This window comes from Enterobacter cloacae complex sp. IR5458, from assembly GCF_049238025.1.
GTDB lineage: Bacteria > Pseudomonadota > Gammaproteobacteria > Enterobacterales > Enterobacteriaceae > Enterobacter > Enterobacter kobei.
The window spans coordinates 1-17,807 of record NZ_JBMKIF010000022.1 but is presented as its reverse complement, the minus strand read 5'-3'; the positions used below and the strand labels follow the sequence as shown (position 1 = coordinate 17,807).

At 52.5% G+C, this 17,807-nt stretch carries 20 protein-coding genes, 1 tRNA gene and 1 other RNA gene; 10 read left to right on the top strand and 12 right to left on the bottom strand.

Annotation, left to right across the window (positions count from 1 at the left end; translation table 11 throughout):
• The first annotated feature begins 181 nt into the window (after positions 1–181).
• From ACOTYN_RS17480 to ACOTYN_RS17470, 3 genes are all read left to right on the top strand, one after another.
• Positions 182–1,108, top strand: coding sequence for a Kdo(2)-lipid IV(A) acyltransferase (locus ACOTYN_RS17480; RefSeq protein WP_071922385.1), 927 nt, complete (start codon positions 182–184; stop codon positions 1,106–1,108).
• 142 nt (positions 1,109–1,250) lie between these two features.
• Positions 1,251–2,468 (top strand): multidrug efflux MFS transporter MdtG, encoded by a 1,218-nt coding sequence (gene mdtG, locus ACOTYN_RS17475; RefSeq protein ID WP_014883344.1) that lies wholly within the window; start codon positions 1,251–1,253, stop codon positions 2,466–2,468.
• A gap of 97 nt (positions 2,469–2,565) precedes the next feature.
• Positions 2,566–2,940, top strand: a complete 375-nt coding sequence (locus ACOTYN_RS17470; RefSeq protein WP_008500834.1) for a MysB family protein — start codon at positions 2,566–2,568, stop codon at positions 2,938–2,940.
• Between the two features lie 6 nt (positions 2,941–2,946).
• Here ACOTYN_RS17470 and ACOTYN_RS17465 read toward each other — a convergent pair whose 3' ends face one another.
• The 3 genes from ACOTYN_RS17465 to mdoG form a co-directional block, all read right to left on the bottom strand.
• A complete protein-coding gene (locus ACOTYN_RS17465) occupies positions 2,947–3,174 on the bottom strand; it encodes a YceK/YidQ family lipoprotein (protein ID WP_014883343.1) in 228 nt (75 codons plus the stop codon).
• A gap of 85 nt (positions 3,175–3,259) precedes the next feature.
• Positions 3,260–5,788: a glucans biosynthesis glucosyltransferase MdoH gene (gene mdoH, locus ACOTYN_RS17460; protein ID WP_332957200.1), complete on the bottom strand. Its 2,529-nt coding sequence runs from the start codon at positions 5,786–5,788 to the stop codon at positions 3,260–3,262.
• On the bottom strand, positions 5,781–7,334 hold the full coding sequence (gene mdoG / locus ACOTYN_RS17455) for a glucans biosynthesis protein MdoG (protein ID WP_032628846.1): 1,554 nt from the start codon (positions 7,332–7,334) through the stop codon (positions 5,781–5,783). The genes mdoH and mdoG overlap by 8 nt, the downstream gene beginning before the upstream one ends.
• 254 nt (positions 7,335–7,588) lie before the next feature.
• Between mdoG and mdoC the strand changes: the two genes are divergently transcribed.
• On the top strand, positions 7,589–8,728 hold the full coding sequence (gene mdoC, locus ACOTYN_RS17450) for a glucans biosynthesis protein MdoC (RefSeq protein ID WP_071922387.1): 1,140 nt from the start codon (positions 7,589–7,591) through the stop codon (positions 8,726–8,728).
• A 35-nt stretch (positions 8,729–8,763) separates the two neighbouring features.
• Here the strand turns inward: mdoC and ymdB are convergent, their stop codons facing one another.
• The 5 genes from ymdB to csgB all read right to left on the bottom strand — a co-directional run bounded on the left by ymdB (position 8,764) and on the right by csgB (position 11,210).
• Positions 8,764–9,306 (bottom strand): O-acetyl-ADP-ribose deacetylase, encoded by a 543-nt coding sequence (ymdB, locus tag ACOTYN_RS17445; protein WP_032637007.1) that lies wholly within the window; start codon positions 9,304–9,306, stop codon positions 8,764–8,766.
• Positions 9,307–9,387: 81 nt separating this feature from the next.
• Positions 9,388–9,708, bottom strand: a complete 321-nt coding sequence (locus ACOTYN_RS17440; RefSeq protein WP_014883338.1) for a hypothetical protein — start codon at positions 9,706–9,708, stop codon at positions 9,388–9,390.
• A 159-nt stretch (positions 9,709–9,867) separates the two neighbouring features.
• Complete coding sequence (gene csgC / locus ACOTYN_RS17435; protein ID WP_023337081.1) at positions 9,868–10,200, bottom strand: curli assembly chaperone CsgC; 333 nt, start codon at positions 10,198–10,200, stop codon at positions 9,868–9,870.
• A 60-nt stretch (positions 10,201–10,260) separates the two neighbouring features.
• A complete protein-coding gene (csgA, locus tag ACOTYN_RS17430; RefSeq protein ID WP_014883336.1) occupies positions 10,261–10,713 on the bottom strand; it encodes a curli major subunit CsgA in 453 nt (150 codons plus the stop codon).
• Positions 10,714–10,754: 41 nt separating this feature from the next.
• Positions 10,755–11,210, bottom strand: a complete 456-nt coding sequence (gene csgB / locus ACOTYN_RS17425) for a curli minor subunit CsgB (RefSeq protein ID WP_014883335.1) — start codon at positions 11,208–11,210, stop codon at positions 10,755–10,757.
• 756 nt (positions 11,211–11,966) lie between these two features.
• Between csgB and csgD the strand changes: the two genes are divergently transcribed.
• From csgD to csgG, 4 genes are read left to right on the top strand one after another with little or no spacing between them, the layout of a single operon-like run.
• A complete protein-coding gene (gene csgD / locus ACOTYN_RS17420) occupies positions 11,967–12,617 on the top strand; it encodes a biofilm master transcriptional regulator CsgD (RefSeq protein ID WP_014883334.1) in 651 nt (216 codons plus the stop codon).
• 4 nt (positions 12,618–12,621) lie between these two features.
• Positions 12,622–13,011: a curli production assembly/transport protein CsgE gene (gene csgE / locus ACOTYN_RS17415; RefSeq protein WP_047624969.1), complete on the top strand. Its 390-nt coding sequence runs from the start codon at positions 12,622–12,624 to the stop codon at positions 13,009–13,011.
• 23 nt (positions 13,012–13,034) lie between these two features.
• Positions 13,035–13,448, top strand: coding sequence for a curli production assembly/transport protein CsgF (csgF, locus tag ACOTYN_RS17410; protein ID WP_014883332.1), 414 nt, complete (start codon positions 13,035–13,037; stop codon positions 13,446–13,448).
• Positions 13,449–13,474: 26 nt separating this feature from the next.
• On the top strand, positions 13,475–14,308 hold the full coding sequence (csgG, locus tag ACOTYN_RS17405; RefSeq protein ID WP_014883331.1) for a curli production assembly/transport protein CsgG: 834 nt from the start codon (positions 13,475–13,477) through the stop codon (positions 14,306–14,308).
• A gap of 43 nt (positions 14,309–14,351) precedes the next feature.
• Here the strand turns inward: csgG and ACOTYN_RS17400 are convergent, their stop codons facing one another.
• From ACOTYN_RS17400 to ghrA, 4 genes are all read right to left on the bottom strand, one after another.
• Positions 14,352–14,834 carry a DUF1097 domain-containing protein gene (locus tag ACOTYN_RS17400; RefSeq protein ID WP_139243811.1) on the bottom strand — a complete coding sequence of 161 codons (483 nt, stop codon included), beginning with the start codon at positions 14,832–14,834 and terminating at the stop codon, positions 14,352–14,354.
• Between the two features lie 96 nt (positions 14,835–14,930).
• Positions 14,931–15,485 (bottom strand): TorD/DmsD family molecular chaperone, encoded by a 555-nt coding sequence (locus tag ACOTYN_RS17395; RefSeq protein ID WP_023332670.1) that lies wholly within the window; start codon positions 15,483–15,485, stop codon positions 14,931–14,933.
• Positions 15,486–15,505: 20 nt separating this feature from the next.
• Positions 15,506–16,243, bottom strand: coding sequence for a phosphatase (locus ACOTYN_RS17390; protein ID WP_071922391.1), 738 nt, complete (start codon positions 16,241–16,243; stop codon positions 15,506–15,508).
• 84 nt (positions 16,244–16,327) lie between these two features.
• Entirely contained in the window at positions 16,328–17,266 is a 939-nt protein-coding gene (gene ghrA, locus ACOTYN_RS17385; protein ID WP_071922392.1) for a glyoxylate/hydroxypyruvate reductase GhrA, read from the bottom strand.
• Between the two features lie 231 nt (positions 17,267–17,497).
• Between ghrA and ACOTYN_RS17380 the strand changes: the two genes are divergently transcribed.
• Together ACOTYN_RS17380 and ACOTYN_RS17375 are read left to right on the top strand one after the other, a co-directional pair.
• A tRNA-Ser gene (locus ACOTYN_RS17380) sits at positions 17,498–17,585 on the top strand.
• A gap of 45 nt (positions 17,586–17,630) precedes the next feature.
• Positions 17,631–17,767: non-coding RNA, RtT sRNA (locus ACOTYN_RS17375), on the top strand.
• The last annotated feature ends 40 nt before the right edge of the window (positions 17,768–17,807 follow it).

Here is a 17,807-nt window from a genome sequence, read left to right as displayed (position 1 = left end):
GTCGGCATCATATAGCAAACAAAACCAATTTACATCCACACAATTTACGCTACATTTCACACACCCTGATTAATCAGGTTTAACAATTGCTCTCGTCGTACAGGTTTCGTTGGCAGATATTTTGGCAACGTCTCAAAAAATGCGACAATAGCGAAACAGGACGTTTGAACACAGGAAAGACATGACCCAGTTACCCAAATTTACCGTCGCCCTTTTGCACCCTCGCTATTGGATGACCTGGCTTGGCATTGGCTTTTTATGGCTACTGGTACAGCTTCCCTACCCTGTTATCTTCCGGTTAGGTAAATCGTTAGGCCGAATCGCGCTAACGTTCATGAAGCGTCGGGCGCGCATCGCGTACCGAAATCTTGAGCTGTGCTTCCCGCAGATGAGCGAGGCAGAGCGCCACGATATGGTCACGAAGAATTTCGAATCCGTCGGTATGGGGCTCATGGAAACCGGTATGGCGTGGTTCTGGTCAGATAAGCGCATGGCGCGCTGGAGCAAAGTGACGGGAACCGGCATGGAGCCCGTGCATACGCTTCAGGCTAACCAGACCGGCGTTCTGCTGATCGGGGTTCATTTTCTTACGCTGGAGATCGGGGCGCGGATGTTTGGCATGCAGGCGCCCGGCATCGGTGTTTATCGTCCAAACGACAACCCGGTTATCGATCTCATTCAGACCAACGGCCGCATGCGCTCCAATAAAAGCATGATCGACCGTAAGGATCTGAAGGGCATGATCCGCGCCCTTAAATCCGGTGATGTGGTCTGGTATGCTCCCGACCACGACTACGGCCCGCAGTCGAGCGTATTTGTGCCGTTCTTCGCCGTTGAAGAGGCGGCCACCACCACCGGCACCTGGATGCTGGCACGGATGTCCAAAGCCGCCATCGTCCCCTTTGTGCCCCGCCGTATGCCGGATGGCTCAGGCTACGAGCTGATGATGCTCGAACCGGAGCTCGCGCCGCCGTTAGACGATGCAGAAACCACCGCGCGCTGGATGAACAGCGTTGTAGAGAAGTGCATCATGCTGGCCCCTGAGCAGTATATGTGGCTGCATCGCCGCTTTAAAACGCGACCACAGGGCACACCGTCCCGCTATTGATCCTCATGCGGCCCCATTCGGGCCGCCTCCTGTTTTAGCTTTAAAAGCGCTTCCGCATTGCGGCAATCATAACCCAGGCGCATAATTAGCAGGCTTATTACTTTATGCCTCAGGTGCTCAGCACCTCATTATGCGGAATGTTATGTCACCCTCAGATGCCCCCATAAACTGGAAACGTAACCTCACGGTTGCGTGGCTTGGCTGTTTTCTTACCGGTGCGGCGTTCAGCCTGGTTATGCCTTTCCTGCCGCTCTACGTCGAACAACTGGGCGTGACGGGCCACAGCGCGCTCAATATGTGGTCTGGACTGGTCTTCAGCATTACGTTTCTCTTCTCCGCGATTGCCTCACCCTTCTGGGGTGGCCTTGCCGATCGCAAGGGCCGAAAAATTATGCTCCTACGTTCTGCGCTGGGGATGGCCATCATCATGGCGCTGATGGGGGTCGCGCAAAACGTCTGGCAGTTCCTGGTATTGCGGGCATTGCTGGGTTTACTGGGCGGATTTATTCCCAATGCGAATGCCCTGATTGCCACGCAAATTCCGCGCCATAAGAGCGGCTGGGCGCTTGGGACGCTCTCCACCGGTGGCGTAAGTGGCGCCTTGCTGGGGCCACTGGCCGGAGGACTGCTGGCGGATAATTACGGCCTGCGCCCGGTCTTTTTCATCACCGCCAGCGTGCTGTTCCTGTGCTTTATCGTCACTCTGCTCTGTATCCGTGAGAACTTCACGCCTGTCGCCAAAAAAGAGATGCTCCATGCCAGAGACGTGCTGACCTCGCTTAAGAATCCCAGACTGGTGCTGAGCCTGTTCGTCACGACAATGATTATTCAGGTCGCTACCGGCTCGATTGCGCCAATTCTGACGCTCTACGTGCGTGACCTGGCGGGTGATGTCAGTAACATCGCCTTTATCAGCGGGCTGATTGCCTCCGTGCCCGGCGTGGCGGCGCTGCTTAGCGCCCCGAGGCTGGGCAAGCTGGGGGATCGGGTGGGCCCGGAAAAAATTCTGATCTGCGCACTGGTGATCTCCGTCCTGCTGCTTGTCCCCATGTCGATGGTGCACTCTCCGTGGCAACTGGGGGTTCTGCGCTTTTTACTGGGCGCCGCCGACGGGGCGTTACTGCCCGCCGTACAGACCCTGCTGGTTTACAACTCCACGAACCAGATTGCGGGGCGTATTTTTAGCTATAACCAGTCATTTCGCGATATTGGTAATGTGACCGGACCGCTTCTCGGTGCAGGTATATCCGCCAGCTTTGGTTTCCGCGCCGTCTTTATCGTGACGGCGGGCGTGGTGTTGTTCAACGCGATGTATTCGTGGTTGAGTTTATCCCGCGCGTTACGCCCCACGACAGAATAAGGCGAAAGCCTGACGGCTTATTTTCGCATTCATACTTGCAGAATCCGATCTTCAGCTATTCTTTCCCTGAAACCTTCTGGAAAACAGGGAGACACCAATGACCATGTACGCCACGCTGGAAGAAGCTATTGATGCCGCTCGCGAAGAGTTCCTCGCCGACAATCCCGGTGTTGAGGAAGAAGATGCTGACGTGCAACAACTTAATATCCAAAAATACGTTCTGCAGGACGGGGATATTATGTGGCAGGCCGAATTCTTTGCTGATGAAGGTGAAGAAGGGGAATGTTTGCCGGTCCTGAGCGGTGAAGGCGCGCAGGCCGTCTTTGATGGTGATTATGACGAAATCGAGTTACGGCAGGAGTGGCTGGAAGAGAACACCCTGCACGAGTGGGATGAGGGCGAATTTCAGCTCGAACCCCCGCTGGATACGGAAGAAGGTCAAACCGCAGCCGATGAGTGGGACGAGCGTTGATTTACGCTACTCGTACGGGCCGTGGCTGGCATCGATGGGCAGCAACAGCGTGTCGAAAATCAGCGAAAACGGCAGATCGAGCACGGTCAGGTAGCGCCACGCGGAATCACGTACATCCCATTTCACACCCGGGTAATACTGATTCCCATGGCCCTGCCCTGGAATAGTGCGGCTGATGATGCTGCCGCAGCCGCTAAGCAGGCATGCCATCAGGACGACGATGATTATTCTCATAAGTTACCTCTAAAAAAATACCGGCGATTAAGCCGGTATTTTTATCTGGCGGGTGGCGCTACGCTTACCCGCCCTGATTAACAACTTACTTCGCCTTCAGTGCAAGCGGATTCAGCTTCACGTCTTTGTAGTAGTTCACCCACGAAGAATACTTTTCCGGAGCGGACCATACGCGATAGTGAAGCCTTGCCATCGTGACCGGATCGCTCAGCAGCACCAGACGACGGTCGCGGTTGAGTTTTTCCGGCGTCTCGTTAAGCGCCTGCTCAACGTGACGATCGCGGGCAATCTCCAGCACATGACTTGCACGGTGACGCGCCGTCGCCATGGCTGTTGCCAGGGCGTTAAATGACGGGTTAAACACGGCGTGCATAAAGCCATCATCCAGCGTGCGATTGCGGTTCTGCTCCAGATAGGTATCGGTATCCACCAGCACCTTCGGCGGGGAGTACTCTTCCGGGATCAGGAACAGTTTCCAGCGTTTAGTCCGCAGTCCCACCGTTGAACGGCTGGAGATCACAGAGACGAACGGCGACAGGATCAGCGAGAAGACAATCGGCGCCAGCCAGAACAGGAAGCGCAGATCCAGCCAGGCCATGCCCGCCGCCCACACCAGCCCCAGCAGCAGCTGAGAACCGTGACGCATGAAGGCTTCGCCCCACGGCGTGGAGTCGTCATCACGCTGCGGTGAGTTCCAGACCACTTCCCAGCCCAGGAACGCACTGACCACAAACACGGTGTGGAACAGCATACGCACCGGTGCCAGCAGCACAGAGAACAGCACTTCCAGCAGCAGTGAAAGGGTCACGCGGAAGAAACCGCCATACTCTTTCGAACCTTTGCACCAGATCAGGATGATACTGAGCAGCTTAGGCAGGAACAGCAGCACCATGGTAGACGCAAACAGCGCAATTGCCAGCTCCGGACGCCACTGCGGCCACACTGGGAACAGCTGGCGCGGTTGCAGGAAGTATTGCGGCTCCGTCAAAGCATGGACGACCTGCAATGCAGTAGAGAGCGCAAGGAACATGAACCACAGCGGTGCGGAGAGATAAGACATCACGCCCGTCAGGAACACCGCGCGGTGAACCGGGTGCATCCCTTTGACAAGGAACAGGCGGAAGTTCATCAGGTTGCCGTGACACCAGCGGCGGTCACGCTTGAGCTCATCCAGCAGGTTCGGTGGCAGCTCTTCATACGATCCCGGGAGGTCGTAGGCAATCCAGACGCCCCAGCCCGCACGACGCATCAGCGCAGCTTCCACGAAGTCATGCGACAGAATAGAACCGGCAAACGAACCCTCACCTGGCAGCGGCGCCAGCGCACAGTGTTCAATGAACGGCTTCACGCGAATAATGGCGTTGTGACCCCAGTAGTGCGATTCACCCAACTGCCAGAAGTGCAGACCGGCAGTAAACAGCGGCCCGTAAACACGGGTGGCAAACTGCTGGCAGCGCGCATAAAGCGTGTCCATACCGGACGCTTTTGGCGAAGACTGAATGATCCCCGCGTTCGGGTTGGCTTCCATCAGACGCACCAGACCGCTCAGGCAGTCACCGCTCATGACGGAGTCCGCATCCAGCACCACCATGTAGCTGTACTGGTTACCCCAGCGACGGCAGAAGTCATCGATGTTACCGCTTTTACGCTTCACACGACGGCGACGACGACGGTAGAAGATCTGACCTTCGCCCTGTACTTCTGCAATCAGCTCCATCCACGCTTTTTGTTCTGCAACGCAGATATCCGGGTTGTAACTGTCGCTCAGGATATAGACGTCGAAATGCGCCGCGTTGCCGGTCGCCTTGACGGACTCCCAGGTCGCACGCAGGCCCGCAAATACGCGGTCAACGTCTTCGTTACAAATAGGCATGATCAGCGCGGTACGGTGCTCAGGATTGAGGGGTTCATCCCCGACCGTTGACGCTGAAATGCTGTATTTGTCCCGCCCCATCAGCAATTGCAGGAAGCCCATTAGCGCGGTCCAGAAACCGGCCGAAACCCAGCAGAACAGAACCGCAAACAGCAGGAGGATGCCGCTTTGCAGGATATAAGGCAGTAGCTGCATGAAGGAGACCCAGAGATCCTGGCCCGTCATGTCCGTTGGGTTAATAAACGCCCAGCCCTGGTAAGGCAGAATGGTTTTCATGTACCAGGTCGCGACAACCGTTTGTGCCAGCGTCAGAAGCAGCAGGATGTAACGGCGAATAGTCCCCACGGTACGCCATTTCTGCTCAGAGGCCTGCTCTTCTTTCGTCAGGCGTGACAGATAGCGCGGCGTCACATCACGCCCACGCAGGCGATCCCAGAAGCGGCCAACCGGGTTGGTGCGCCATGGATCGGGGAACATAGAGGAACGCGTCGCCTTCGGCATCGCCTGAAGCTGATCGCGTCCTTCGTCGTCTTTAATCAACTGCCCTTCTGCCAGCGAGTCTGGCCATGCCTGCTCCAGACGCGCTTTTACTGACCCCAGCGGCGTATCATCATCACGGGAAAACTGACGATGTTCACCATCCAGCGCGGTGTGAACCGCGCGGATGTCGCTCTTAGGCAGCGCCGCTTTTTCGATATCCGTCAGCGGCATGGCATCAATATATTCAGATGTATTATTCATTGGCAGGTAGCTGATAGCTCCAGGTTTCACTCAGCGGCTGATCGTCACTGACCAGCGCAGCACGCATTTCAGTGGTCTGTTTCGGATCTTTCACTTTCACGCGCAGGGTCAGACGCCAGCCTTTGGTTACCGGATTGTAACGCACCGTGTTTTCAACGATTTCACCGTTATCACCAATGCTGGCCTGAGCCGACACCGCCGTATCCGGAGACAGTTTCTTCATATCCTGGCCTGTGAAGTCCACGACAAACGCCACGGTACCGTCAGGCTGACGGATAAGGTTAGACTGCTTCACATCACCCGTTGAGCGGCGAGTCTGCATCACATACGCGTTATCCGGCGCATGCAGCTTATCTTCGTCGCGGCTGAAGGTAATGGTGTACTTGAAGTTCATCTCTTTCCCGGCTTCCGGGAGTTGATCCGGCGTCCAGTAAGCGACGATGTTATCGTTGGTTTCATCGTTGGTTGGAATTTCAACCAGCTCTACCTTGCCTTTACCCCAGTCGCCTTTCGGCGTAACCCAGGCGCTTGGGCGCAGGTCATAACGATCGTCCAAATCTTCAAAGCGAGAGAACTGACGGCCACGCTGCAGCAGGCCAAAGCCCTGCGGGTTTTCCATCGCAAAGCTGCTTACTGCCAGATGTTTCGGATTATTCAGCGGACGCCAGATCCACTCACCGTTACCGGCATGAATAGACAGACCATTGGAGTCATGCAGTTCCGGGCGGAAGTTGGTTGCCGGCGACGGCTGGTTTGGCCCAAACAGGAACATACTGGTCAGCGGCGCAACGCCCAGTTTGCCCACTTTGTCACGCAGATAGACTTTAGACTGCACGTCAACGACCGTGTCACGACCCGGCATAATCACAAAGCGATAGGCACCGGTTGCGCGCGGAGAGTCCAGCAGCGCATAAATAGTCAGACGTTTGTCCGTTGGTTTTGGACGTTCAATCCAGAACTCGCGGAAACGCGGAAACTCTTCCCCTGATGGCAGCGCGGTATCAATGGCCAGACCACGCGCAGAAAGCCCGTACACCTGCCCCGCGCCAATCACGCGGAAGTAGCTGGCGCCAAGCATGCTGACGATTTCGTCGTTTTTATCTTTGCTGTTAATCGGGTAAAGCACCTTGAAGCCTGCGAAGCCCAGGTCTTTCACCGTATCTTTGTCGTGTTGCACATTGCCAAAATTGAAGTAATCCGGGCTGTACTTGATCTTACGTACCGCGGTCGCCGTCACTTCATTGATGGCAACAGGCGTGTCGAAGTACATACCCTGATGATAAAATTCAAGCTTGAACGGGGTTTTAATGTTGTTCCAGTACGCTTTATCGTGATTGAACTGGATCTGCTGATAGTCCGCATACTTCATGTCGCGGAAAACGGAGGGCAAGTTACTTTTAGGCGCTTCGTAGCTCTTGCCTGCCATCGATTTTGCCTGTTTTGCGACATCGTCGATGTTAAAGGCCAGTGCCGATGAGGTATACAGTGATAACACGACTGCAGCACCCACCCAACGCATTTTCATCATCTGTGGTTTATGTTTCATAATAAGTAAGCACTTCCCCCTTTGTGTGCTTATATCGATCCGATCCATTTTAATGGAAACTCAGGCAATCCGACAACATAATCACTGCTTTGTTCAGCTACTGGCTCATGGATTAAGCAAATGAAAGAACCCGCGATTCACTTTGCGTGCTTATCCTGGAGACAGTGTGTCGGTCTTGGTGTAGGGTTGGCGTCGAATGTAACCATTATGAGTCTTAGGGATAAGACGAAAAGTCTGAGAATGCACAAAGTTATATGAGCACATCACCAACAGAACGTGAATATTTCCTCGACTCGATCCGGGCATGGCTGATGCTATTGGGGATCCCCTTTCACATTTCACTGATTTACTCCAGCCACACGTGGCATGTTAATAGCCAGATGCCCTCCTGGTGGCTCACGCTGTTTAATGACTTTATACACGCCTTCCGTATGCAGGTGTTTTTTGTCATTTCAGGCTATTTCTCCTACATGCTTTTTTTACGCTATCCGCTGAAGCGCTGGTGGAAAGTCCGCGTAGAGCGCGTGGGTATTCCTATGTTGACCGCCATCCCGCTGCTGACGCTGCCGCAGTTCATTATGCTGCAGTATGTTAAAGGCAAAGCAGAGAACTGGCCGAAGCTTACGCTGTATGAAAAGTACAATACGCTGGTCTGGGAACTGGTGTCTCACCTCTGGTTCCTGCTGGTACTGGTGGTACTGACCACGGTCAGCCTGGTGATCTTTAGCCGTCTGCGCCGTCATTTAAGCACGACCGCTGACGCCTTCTTCGCCAACGTCACGCTGGGCAAACTGTCGGTGCTCTTTTTGCTGCTTGGCGTTGCTTATGCCGCCGTGAGACGCACTCTGTTTATCGTCTACCCACCGATACTGAGCGACGGGTTGTTTAATTTTGTAGTGATGCAGTCGCTGTTCTACATTCCGTTCTTTTTAATTGGCGCACTGGCGTTTATTTATCCGAAGCTTAAAGCCTTGTTTACCACACCGTCACCGTGGTGCGCAGTGGGTGCCGCCTTCGCGTTTGCGGCCTATCTGCTGAACCAGCGCTACGGTAGCGGCGACGCCTGGATGTATGAAACGGAAAGCGTGATCACTATGCTGCTGGGCTTGTGGATGGTGAATGTGGTGTTCGCACTCGGCCACCGCTTGCTGAACTTTAAGTCCAGCCGCGTGACCTACTTCGTCAATGCTTCACTGTTTATCTATCTGGTGCATCACCCGTTGACGCTGTTCTTTGGGGCTTACATCACGCCGCATATCGCCTCTAACACGCTGGGCTTCTTTACCGGACTGGTGTTTGTGGTGGGCGTGGCGATCGTGCTCTACGAGATCCATCTGCGGATCCCTCTCCTGCGTTTCCTGTTTTCAGGCAAACACCAGACGAAAACTGCCTGAGCAGCGTGGCGCACTGACGGTGCGCCACGTTTGTTTCAACTCTCCAGCGCTTGTCTGCGCTGCGCCAACAACCGCTGATACAGATGCAGGGTGTCTTCATCAAAACAGACAAAGGTCACCTTCTCTGGCAGCGGTTTTAGCGACAGGTAGCGGTAGACGGTTTCTACCGCTATGGTCGCCGCTGCCGCCTTAGGATAACCATACACGCCGGTGCTAATTGCCGGAAACGCCATCGTTTTGTATCCGTTGTCGGCGGCAAGCCGTAGGCAGTTTCGGTATGCCTCTTCCAGCAGACTCGCTTCATGGTGGTCGCCGCCCTGCCATACTGGGCCAACGGCGTGAATCACCGCTTTGGCCGGAAGGTTGCCCGCAAGCGTAATCACCGCATGGCCCGGCGGGCATTCGCCCTGTTGCTGACGCACGATTTTACAGGCTTCCAGCAGCTGCGGTCCGGCAGCGCGGTGAATAGCACCGTCAACCCCGCCTCCCCCCATCAGGGAAGGATTGGCCGCATTGACGATGACATCGACATGCTGGCTCGTAATATCGCCATGAATCACTTCAATTTGCGGTTTCATAAAAGCCCTCTGCTACCCGCCTTTTTCTTAAGTGTATCGCAGAGGGGTTATTGAGAAAAACGATCGGCGGTAAAACACGAATTAGCGGTACTGGATCTGAACCACTGCGAGCGTTTTTTCAGGATTAAGGTATTTCATATCCACTGTCGCCAGGCTGGAAGGTGTCGTCATGCCGTTCAGCGCATCGTCGTAACTGACCATACGGGTTTGCATACGGTTTTTATCCGGGCACGATACCGCCAGCTGCCGATGTTGCTGCGTGACTTCACACGGGTCAGCAACGATTGCACCGCGAAAGTGAATGACGCCCCCTTCCGCAAAAGTGGCCGAATGCGCAGGCACGATAAAGGCAGAAACGAGCAGGCCCAAACCTGAAATAAGATGTGCAAAATTGTGGGTCACGATAGGTACTCCTCAATGAAAATCGTCCATGAGGGGCAAACGCGCTTCATTATGTTAACGAAGTGTCACGTTACGGAACATTACGACACAGTTCCTGATAACAGCATAGCTCAACGGCAAAGACCCGCCACCTTCGCAACATATTGATATTATGAATGATTAGAGCGCGCGCCCTCCAGGCGACCACTGTTGTGATAAATGAAGTGCTTTTCCATCAGTGACGGTTACCACGATCGTTACCGTGTCTCCCGCAGAGATATTTAAACTCAAGCGCATTAAATCAATCGCCTGATTAGCGGGGATAAAAAGTGTGTTTTGCTGGCGGGATGAACTTTGTCCACTCTGCCCTTCGCGCAAAGAGACAATCTGGACCTGACAATCACACGATTCCGTCAACGTGACCTGCGGAATAATGGTGGTCATATTGCCCTGCTGTGAGGTTTGAAAGGTTATCTGGCTCGACAGCGCGGCGAGGAGAATTAAAGTATTCATAATTAACTCCCGAAAAAAAACAGGGCATCAGCCCTGTTTTTTGTAGCACAGATGTCAGTATCAGTACTGATGAGCTGTCGCGTGGTTACCAAAGCCAATCTGGGTAACGTTGACGGTGGAGTTAGACGCCGTCTGGTCTACCAGTGCGCCGTTAAGGCCACCGTACTGGCTGACATTCATCACGGAATCTTTACTGTTCCACTGATCAAGTGTCGCACTGTTGCCAAATCCGTTCTGGGTCAGGTTAATGCTACTGTCGTCAGACCCCTGGCCAACGTCAGCGCCGTTACCGCCACCGGTCTGGCTAATATTCAGAACTGAATTTCTGGCATCAGTCTGCAGGGCCAGCGCGGAGTTACCGCCACCATTCTGGTAAATATTCAGGGTTGAATTTGGGCCACCGTATCCGCCATGACCATGTCCATGACCCCATCCGCCCTGGTTAATCATACCAGCCATAGCACTACCAGAAACTACGATTGCTGCAAGTGCTGCCACTTTGATAAATTTCATGGTAAACCCCCATCGGATTGATTAAAGTCGTCGCGAAATAACTAGCGTTGAATAACGCGAATTGCCATCTGCGACTGTTTCTGCACTACAACTGCGGTTTTCTGCGTACCGTACTGCGTAATATTTGCTCTATTACCCGACCCTTTCTGGATAATTTTTGCACTGTTACCATATCCATCTTGCGTAATACCTGCATCGTTCCCGTTACCGCTCTGATCGATCCAGGCAATATTGTAAGTCCCTGATTGATCAACTCTCGCTCTGTTGCCTGCACCATCCTGGGAAACGACTGACAAGAGTTTCGACCCTTCCTGGCGAATCTGAGCGTCATTAAATACGCCCTGTTGACCAATAATGGCTGCCTGATTTAATGATGAACGACTTAATTCATTAACCGCAAAATTATATTCAGCATTCGCCAAATCAGTATTAGCCGCGGTTACAAATCCAGGCACACCCAGTAATGTAAACATCAAAAATAACGATGTGTTTTTCATGTTGTCACCCTGGACCCGGCTACCTGAAAACACCCTGTTCGTATTTCGTGTTAAACGACTCGTTTTTTTGTTAACGCGTCGTTACGGTGAAGAGTATGTCCGCTGAAACATTTTAAATATCTCACCCGCGTGGCTTATTTTTATTTATCAGGTCACCACAAAGTCGTAATTTGCAGAAAAAATACACATTACACAGGCTGGTTTAATTTTTTATAGAATATTTATGCGCGTTGTGTCGTACAACGACGACAAGCCTGCCCACGCTTCCCTCCGCGTTGTTTAAGCGTAACGGCAGGATGGCATTTTGTTCATCACGTGACACAGGGCGTGTTTTCTTAAGCCAGAGAGAGGAGAACATAATGGCTTAGAAAGTATCAGTTACTCATACCAAAGCTTAACGTCTCCAAAATAAAAATTAAGACATAAAATCAACCAGTTAATAAAATTTGTATGATTTTTAAAATCTGTGCACGCCTATTTATATGTACAACTTTCATATCAAATAACAACATTCAAAAGAGCCAATATTCACAAATTAATATTTATTTTTACATCTTGTTACATGATTAACACTTGCTTTAAACTTCGTAAAAGCTAGATTGAAATTAGCTGTACGAAATTGGTTTTATATTTACCTCCCTGTGGAGGTTATGTTCTGATTCTACACACAGCAGTGCAACATCTGTCAGTACTTCTGGTGCCTTCCTCTTTTCAGGAGGGCAGCTGTCAGGTGCCAAAAATAAGTGGGGTTTCATCATGTATAATGAAGTCCATAGTTTACATGGTCATACATTACTGTTGATCACAAAACCTTCTCTGCAAGCGACAGCTTTATTACAACATTTAAAGCAATCTTTATCATTGAACGGGAAATTGCATAATATTCAACGTTCTTTTGATGATATTGCGCCTGGCAGCATCATTCTGTTTGATATGATGGAAGCTGATAAGAAGCTTATCCATTACTGGCAAGATAACTTAAGCAGGAAAAACAATAATATCCGCGTGTTATTATTGAACACTCCTGATGAATACCCTTTCAGAGATATTGAAAGCTGGCCGCATATCAATGGCGTGTTCTACGTCACTGAAGAAGAAGGCCGGGTGGTAGAGGGTCTGCAGGGCATATTGCGCGGAGAGTGTTATTTCTCGCAAAAGCTGGCCAGCTACCTCATCACGCACTCCGGTAACTACCGCTATAACAGTTCGGAATCCGCGCTGCTCACGCACCGTGAAAAAGAGATCCTGAACAAACTACGCATTGGTGCTTCAAATATTGAAATCGCCCGTTCGTTATTTATCAGCGAAAATACGGTAAAGACGCACCTTTATAATCTTTTCAAGAAGATAGCTGTTAAAAATCGAACTCAGGCTGTTTCATGGGCAAACGATAACCTCAGGCGTTAATCACATGAAGCGCACGTTGAGTTGGATCGCCGCAGCGAGTTTCTTGCTCGCTGCAGGGAACCTGCAGGCCGTCGAGGTCGAAGTTCCCGGATTGTTAACTGACCACACAGTCTCATCGATCGGGCACAGTTTTTACCGGGCCTTCAGTGATAAATGGGACAGTACCTACACGGGTAATTTAACAATCAACGAGCGGCCCAGTGCACGTTGGGGAAGCTGGATAACCATCACGGCTAATCAGGACGTTATTTATCAAACGTTTTTATTCCCCTCGAAAACAGACTTCGATAAAAACGTGGCCTTAGCACTGGCTCAAACTGAAGACGCTATTAATCGCCTGCAAATAGACAGAGCGCTATTAAGCACCAGCGATTTAGCAAAAGATGAGTTCTAGCGAACCGATATGCGGAGGCTGTCATGCGTATTGCATATGCAGTTGTTTCGATAATGCTTATTACCCCTCTTTGCTGGGGCGGAAATATGACGTTCCAGTTCCGTAACCCCAACTTTGGCGGTAACCCTAACAACGGTGCGTTCCTGCTGAATGAAGCTCAGGCGCAAAACTCCTATAAAGATCCCAGTTATAAGGACTTTACCGTTGATACCCCTTCAGCACTGGATAACTTCACCCAGGCTATCCAGTCGCAAATTTTAGGGGGATTGCTGACAAACATTAACACCGGCAAGCCCGGCCGAATGGTGACCAACGATTTTATTGTCGATATCGCCAACAGAGACGGACAACTTCAGTTGAACGTAACCGATCGTAAAACCGGAAAAACCTCCACCATTGAGGTTTCTGGCCTACAAAGCAATTCAACTGACTTTTAAACAATAGCTAAATAAGGACAACGATCATGCAGCGCTTCCTGATATTTGTTGCAGTGTGCTTATTGAGCGGTTGTTTAACTGCTCCGCCTAAAGAAGCTGCAAAACCAACATTAATGCCTCGGGCTCAGAGTTATCGTGATTTAACCCATTTGCCTTCTCCAACGGGCAAAATATTTGTCTCGGTATACAACATTCAGGATGAAACAGGGCAATTTAAGCCCTACCCGGCCAGTAACTTCTCCACGGCAGTGCCGCAAAGCGCCACCGCCATGCTGGTTACCGCACTCAAGGATTCGCACTGGTTTATACCGCTGGAACGCCAGGGGCTACAGAACCTGTTAAATGAACGAAAAATTATTCGTGCTGCACAGGAGAATGGCACCGTCGCGGACAATAACCGAATGCCTCTGCAGTCTCTGGCTGCGGCAAACGTCATGATCGAAGGCTCGATTATCGGTTATGAGAGCAACGTTAAATCGGGTGGTGTGGGAGCACGTTACTTTGGGATTGGCGCGGATACCCAGTATCAGCTCGACCAAATTGCCGTTAACCTGCGTGTCGTCAACGTCAGTACCGGTGAAGTGCTCTCCTCGGTAAACACCAGCAAAACGATATTGTCTTATGAAGTCCAGGCGGGGGTATTCCGCTTCATCGACTACCAGCGTTTACTGGAAGGTGAAATTGGTTATACCTCGAATGAACCGGTCATGATGTGTCTGATGTCAGCTATTGAAACCGGCGTGATCTTCCTGATTAACGATGGTATCGATCGCGGGCTGTGGGATCTGCAAAACAAATCAGACGTGCAGAACCCGATCCTGGTGAAATACCGTGATATGTCCGTGCCTCCGGAATCCTGACAGGAAGCGCATAAAAAAGGCGAGATGATTATCTCGCCTTTTTTTATTCACTCACCGCGGTGATGTTTTGCGTTTTTTCCCGTCGCGCCGCCAGCCAGAGACCGCTGTACTTCATGGCATAGCCAAACAGCAACCCCAGCGCCAGTGAAGGGACGACCAGCTTCCACTCCCCCTGTCCGGCAAAGGTCGCGCACGCCCCCATAAAGGTGCCCGGTACAAACGACAGCAGCAGATGCTTCGCCTGAATACACATCAGGAAGGCAACGACCCCCGTCATGACGTAGCCCAGGATCTCCAGATGCGGCGCCAGCGCGCTGCCTTTCATGATAACCAGCGCCCATATAACGCCGCTCATCAGCGTGCAACCTGAGATGAAGAGCCCTTTCAGCCCTCCCTGCGGGCAGGCGAAATAGGCCGTGCAGCCAAGGAAGCCAGCCCAGCTTAATAAACCGAGAGACACCGCCACCCATCCCCAGATACCGGAGAGAATGCCCGTCGTGATTGCAATACAAAGTAATATGTTCATGGTGCGCATCTTAGCAGATGCGCACCATGGAAATGAGATCAGAAGCACATTATGTGCAAGTTGAAATGTATCGTTGCAGAATTTTTGTGATGTAAATCACTCCTCACTCTCTTCTTCCAGCTCATCCCACATTGCTGCGATGGCGTCGCGCGTCAGCGGAGCCAGCGTTCTCCAGAACGGAGAGGTGGCGTGGGCTTCAACTTTCCCCAGGAATGTTCCAACCCACGGCAGCAGATACGTCTCGAAGAGGATTTCGATGGCTTCATTTTCATCATCACCCGCGTTGTCTTCGATCCAGGAGGCCGCCAGCAGCAGAGTACCAATATGATCGGCTGGCGTATCGCTCAGCGGCATACCGCGCTCAGAGAGGAATGCCCGCACTTCCGCTTCGGTCGCCCCTTCCTGCCAGGCAGAACGGTAAGGCGAAACGCGGCACTCTTCCCCCACGAACAATGCGTTGTAGTCAGTTGAGATCTGCTGCATATCACAGCTTTTCTGCAGACGTTCCAGTAACTCATCCTGTTCCAGCGGCCAGTTCTGCGCCAGCTTACCCTCGCGAATGAGCGTAAACAGCGGAACCAACAGCGGGTCCTGCGGCTGGCGATAATACAGGGAGCCCAGCACGCGGCAAAGGATGGAGAATTCATTCATTGTGTTATTCCGTTATTCAATTAAAGGTCGGCAAATTCATCAACGGGCGTCATGCCGCGCGACTCCAGGAAGTCGAGCATACGGCGCGGCGTGACGTTCAGGATCTGTGCTTCCGGGAAATTGACGTCCTGCAGCACTTTCATGCACTCGCCAAAATCCCCCAGCGTGAAGGCCGTGTGCGAATCAGAGCCCAGCGCCACCATCCCTCCGGCATCACGCACGGCGGCTGCCACTTCGCGACAGTTGGCTTCACTGCCTTTACGCGAGTGCACGAACGAGGAGTTGTTAATCTCCAGCGCCACACGGTGTTTCGCGGCGGCCTGCGCCACGGCCTGAATATCAATAGGATATTTAGGATTACCCGGATGGCTGATGATATGCACATTGCCGCTGGCAATGGTGGCAATCATCGCCGCGGTATTGGTCTTTTTATCCTGCGGCGGGAAAACCGGCTCATGGAAACCGGCAAGGATCAGATCTAAGGAGGTCAGCATCGGGCCGGTGCAGTCGATTTCACCGTCGGTGTTTTTGATGTTCGCCTCAATGCCGCGCAGTATCCCAATGCCATCCACCAGACGTGGCCAGATCCGCATATTCACAAAATGCCAGTAGTGCGGCGCATCCGCCATATCCGGGCCGTGATCGGTTATCGCAAAGAGCTTAATACCTTTTAGCTTTGCCTGGGCGATATAATCATGGAGGTTGCTATACGCGTGGGTGCTGGCGACGGTGTGCATATGCAGGTCAACGGGATACATCTTTCTCTCCTCTGCGGTTTTTCCAAAGGATAGCAGTTATCAGCGGCGAATATTAGCAAAAACCCGGCCAACGCCGGGTTTCTCTCAGTAGCCGCGCTGTCGGTCGACCTGACCGGTAACCGCGTTCCCCTTCTCTATTTCACCGATAGTATGCGAGATATAAGCCACCGCCTCAGCCGGTCGCGTCACGGCGGCGACATGCGGGGTCATTGCCACGCCAGGGTGTCGCCATAGAGGGCTTTCTTCAGGCAGCGGCTCACGGCTGTAAACATCCAGCATGGCACCTTTAAGCTTTCCGCTATCCAGCGCCTTCAGCAGATCCGGCTCCACCAGATGCACCCCGCGCGCCAGGTTCATCAGGTAGCTCCGATCGGCCAGCTGATTGAGCAAGGCTTCGTTGATAATCCCCACCGTTTCCGCCGTATTCGGCAGCAGGTTGATCAGCACGCGTGTGCCTTTCAGAAATGCCGGGAGTTCATCCGTTCCAGCAAAACTCTCAACGCCCGGATACGCTTTACGGCTACGGCTCCAGCAGCGTAACGGGAAGCCCCACGGGGCAAGGGCTTCAGCCACCTTTGAGCCCAGCACGCCCGCCCCGAGGATACCGATGGTAAAGTCTTCACGTTGATATTCCGGCAGCGGCTCCCAGTGGGATTGCTGCTTAAAGGCCTGATAATCATCAAAGCGACGGAACCAGTGCAGGACCTGGCTGACGGCATATTCCTGCATTTGCTGGCCCATACCGGTATCTTCCAGGCGGAACAGGGGGATATCTTCCGGCAGCATCTCCGGGTGTGCCTTCAGTTTGCTCAGAATGGAATCCACGCCAGCGCCAAGCGCAAACACGGCCTTCAGTTTACGGCCCTGAAGCATCTCAACGGGTGGATGCCAGACCAGCGCATAGTCAGCATGTTCGTTATCGCCCCGCTTCCACTCACGAACGCGCGCGCCCGGCAGTGCTGCCGACAGTGCTTTAATCCAATAAGCCGTATCAAAAGTGGGGTGATAGAAGAGTATATCCATAGTCATTCCTGCCTTTTTCGCGCTGTTTTGTTTTCATTTTCAAATGGATTGTCAGCATAACAAATTTATGGCGCTATGTTATTGCTGATAAAAAAGACGCTTTTCGCACATTTCGGAATCAGGTTGCCTGAAGTTTGTCTAAACACGCTAAATTACTGAAAAAGTGAGTTGACGGCAGTTCGGCTTTTCCTTACATTAGCGCCCGTCCCGGCAACAACGGGATGACAATATGGTGAGGTGTCCGAGTGGCTGAAGGAGCACGCCTGGAAAGTGTGTATACGGCAACGTATCGGGGGTTCGAATCCCCCCCTCACCGCCATATTCAAGATGAGAGCTCGTACGAAAGTACGGGCTTTTTTCTTTTATATTCTCCAACAGGGGGGGGATGAGAATCCCCGACCGGGGTTCGACAACTGGCGTAGCCAGTTGGACAGACTGAGAGCGCAGCGAACAGGCTGCCCGCAGGGCGAGCGAAGCGAGTCAATCCCCCCCTCACCGCCATATTCAAGATGAGAGCTCGTACGAAAGTACGGGCTTTTTT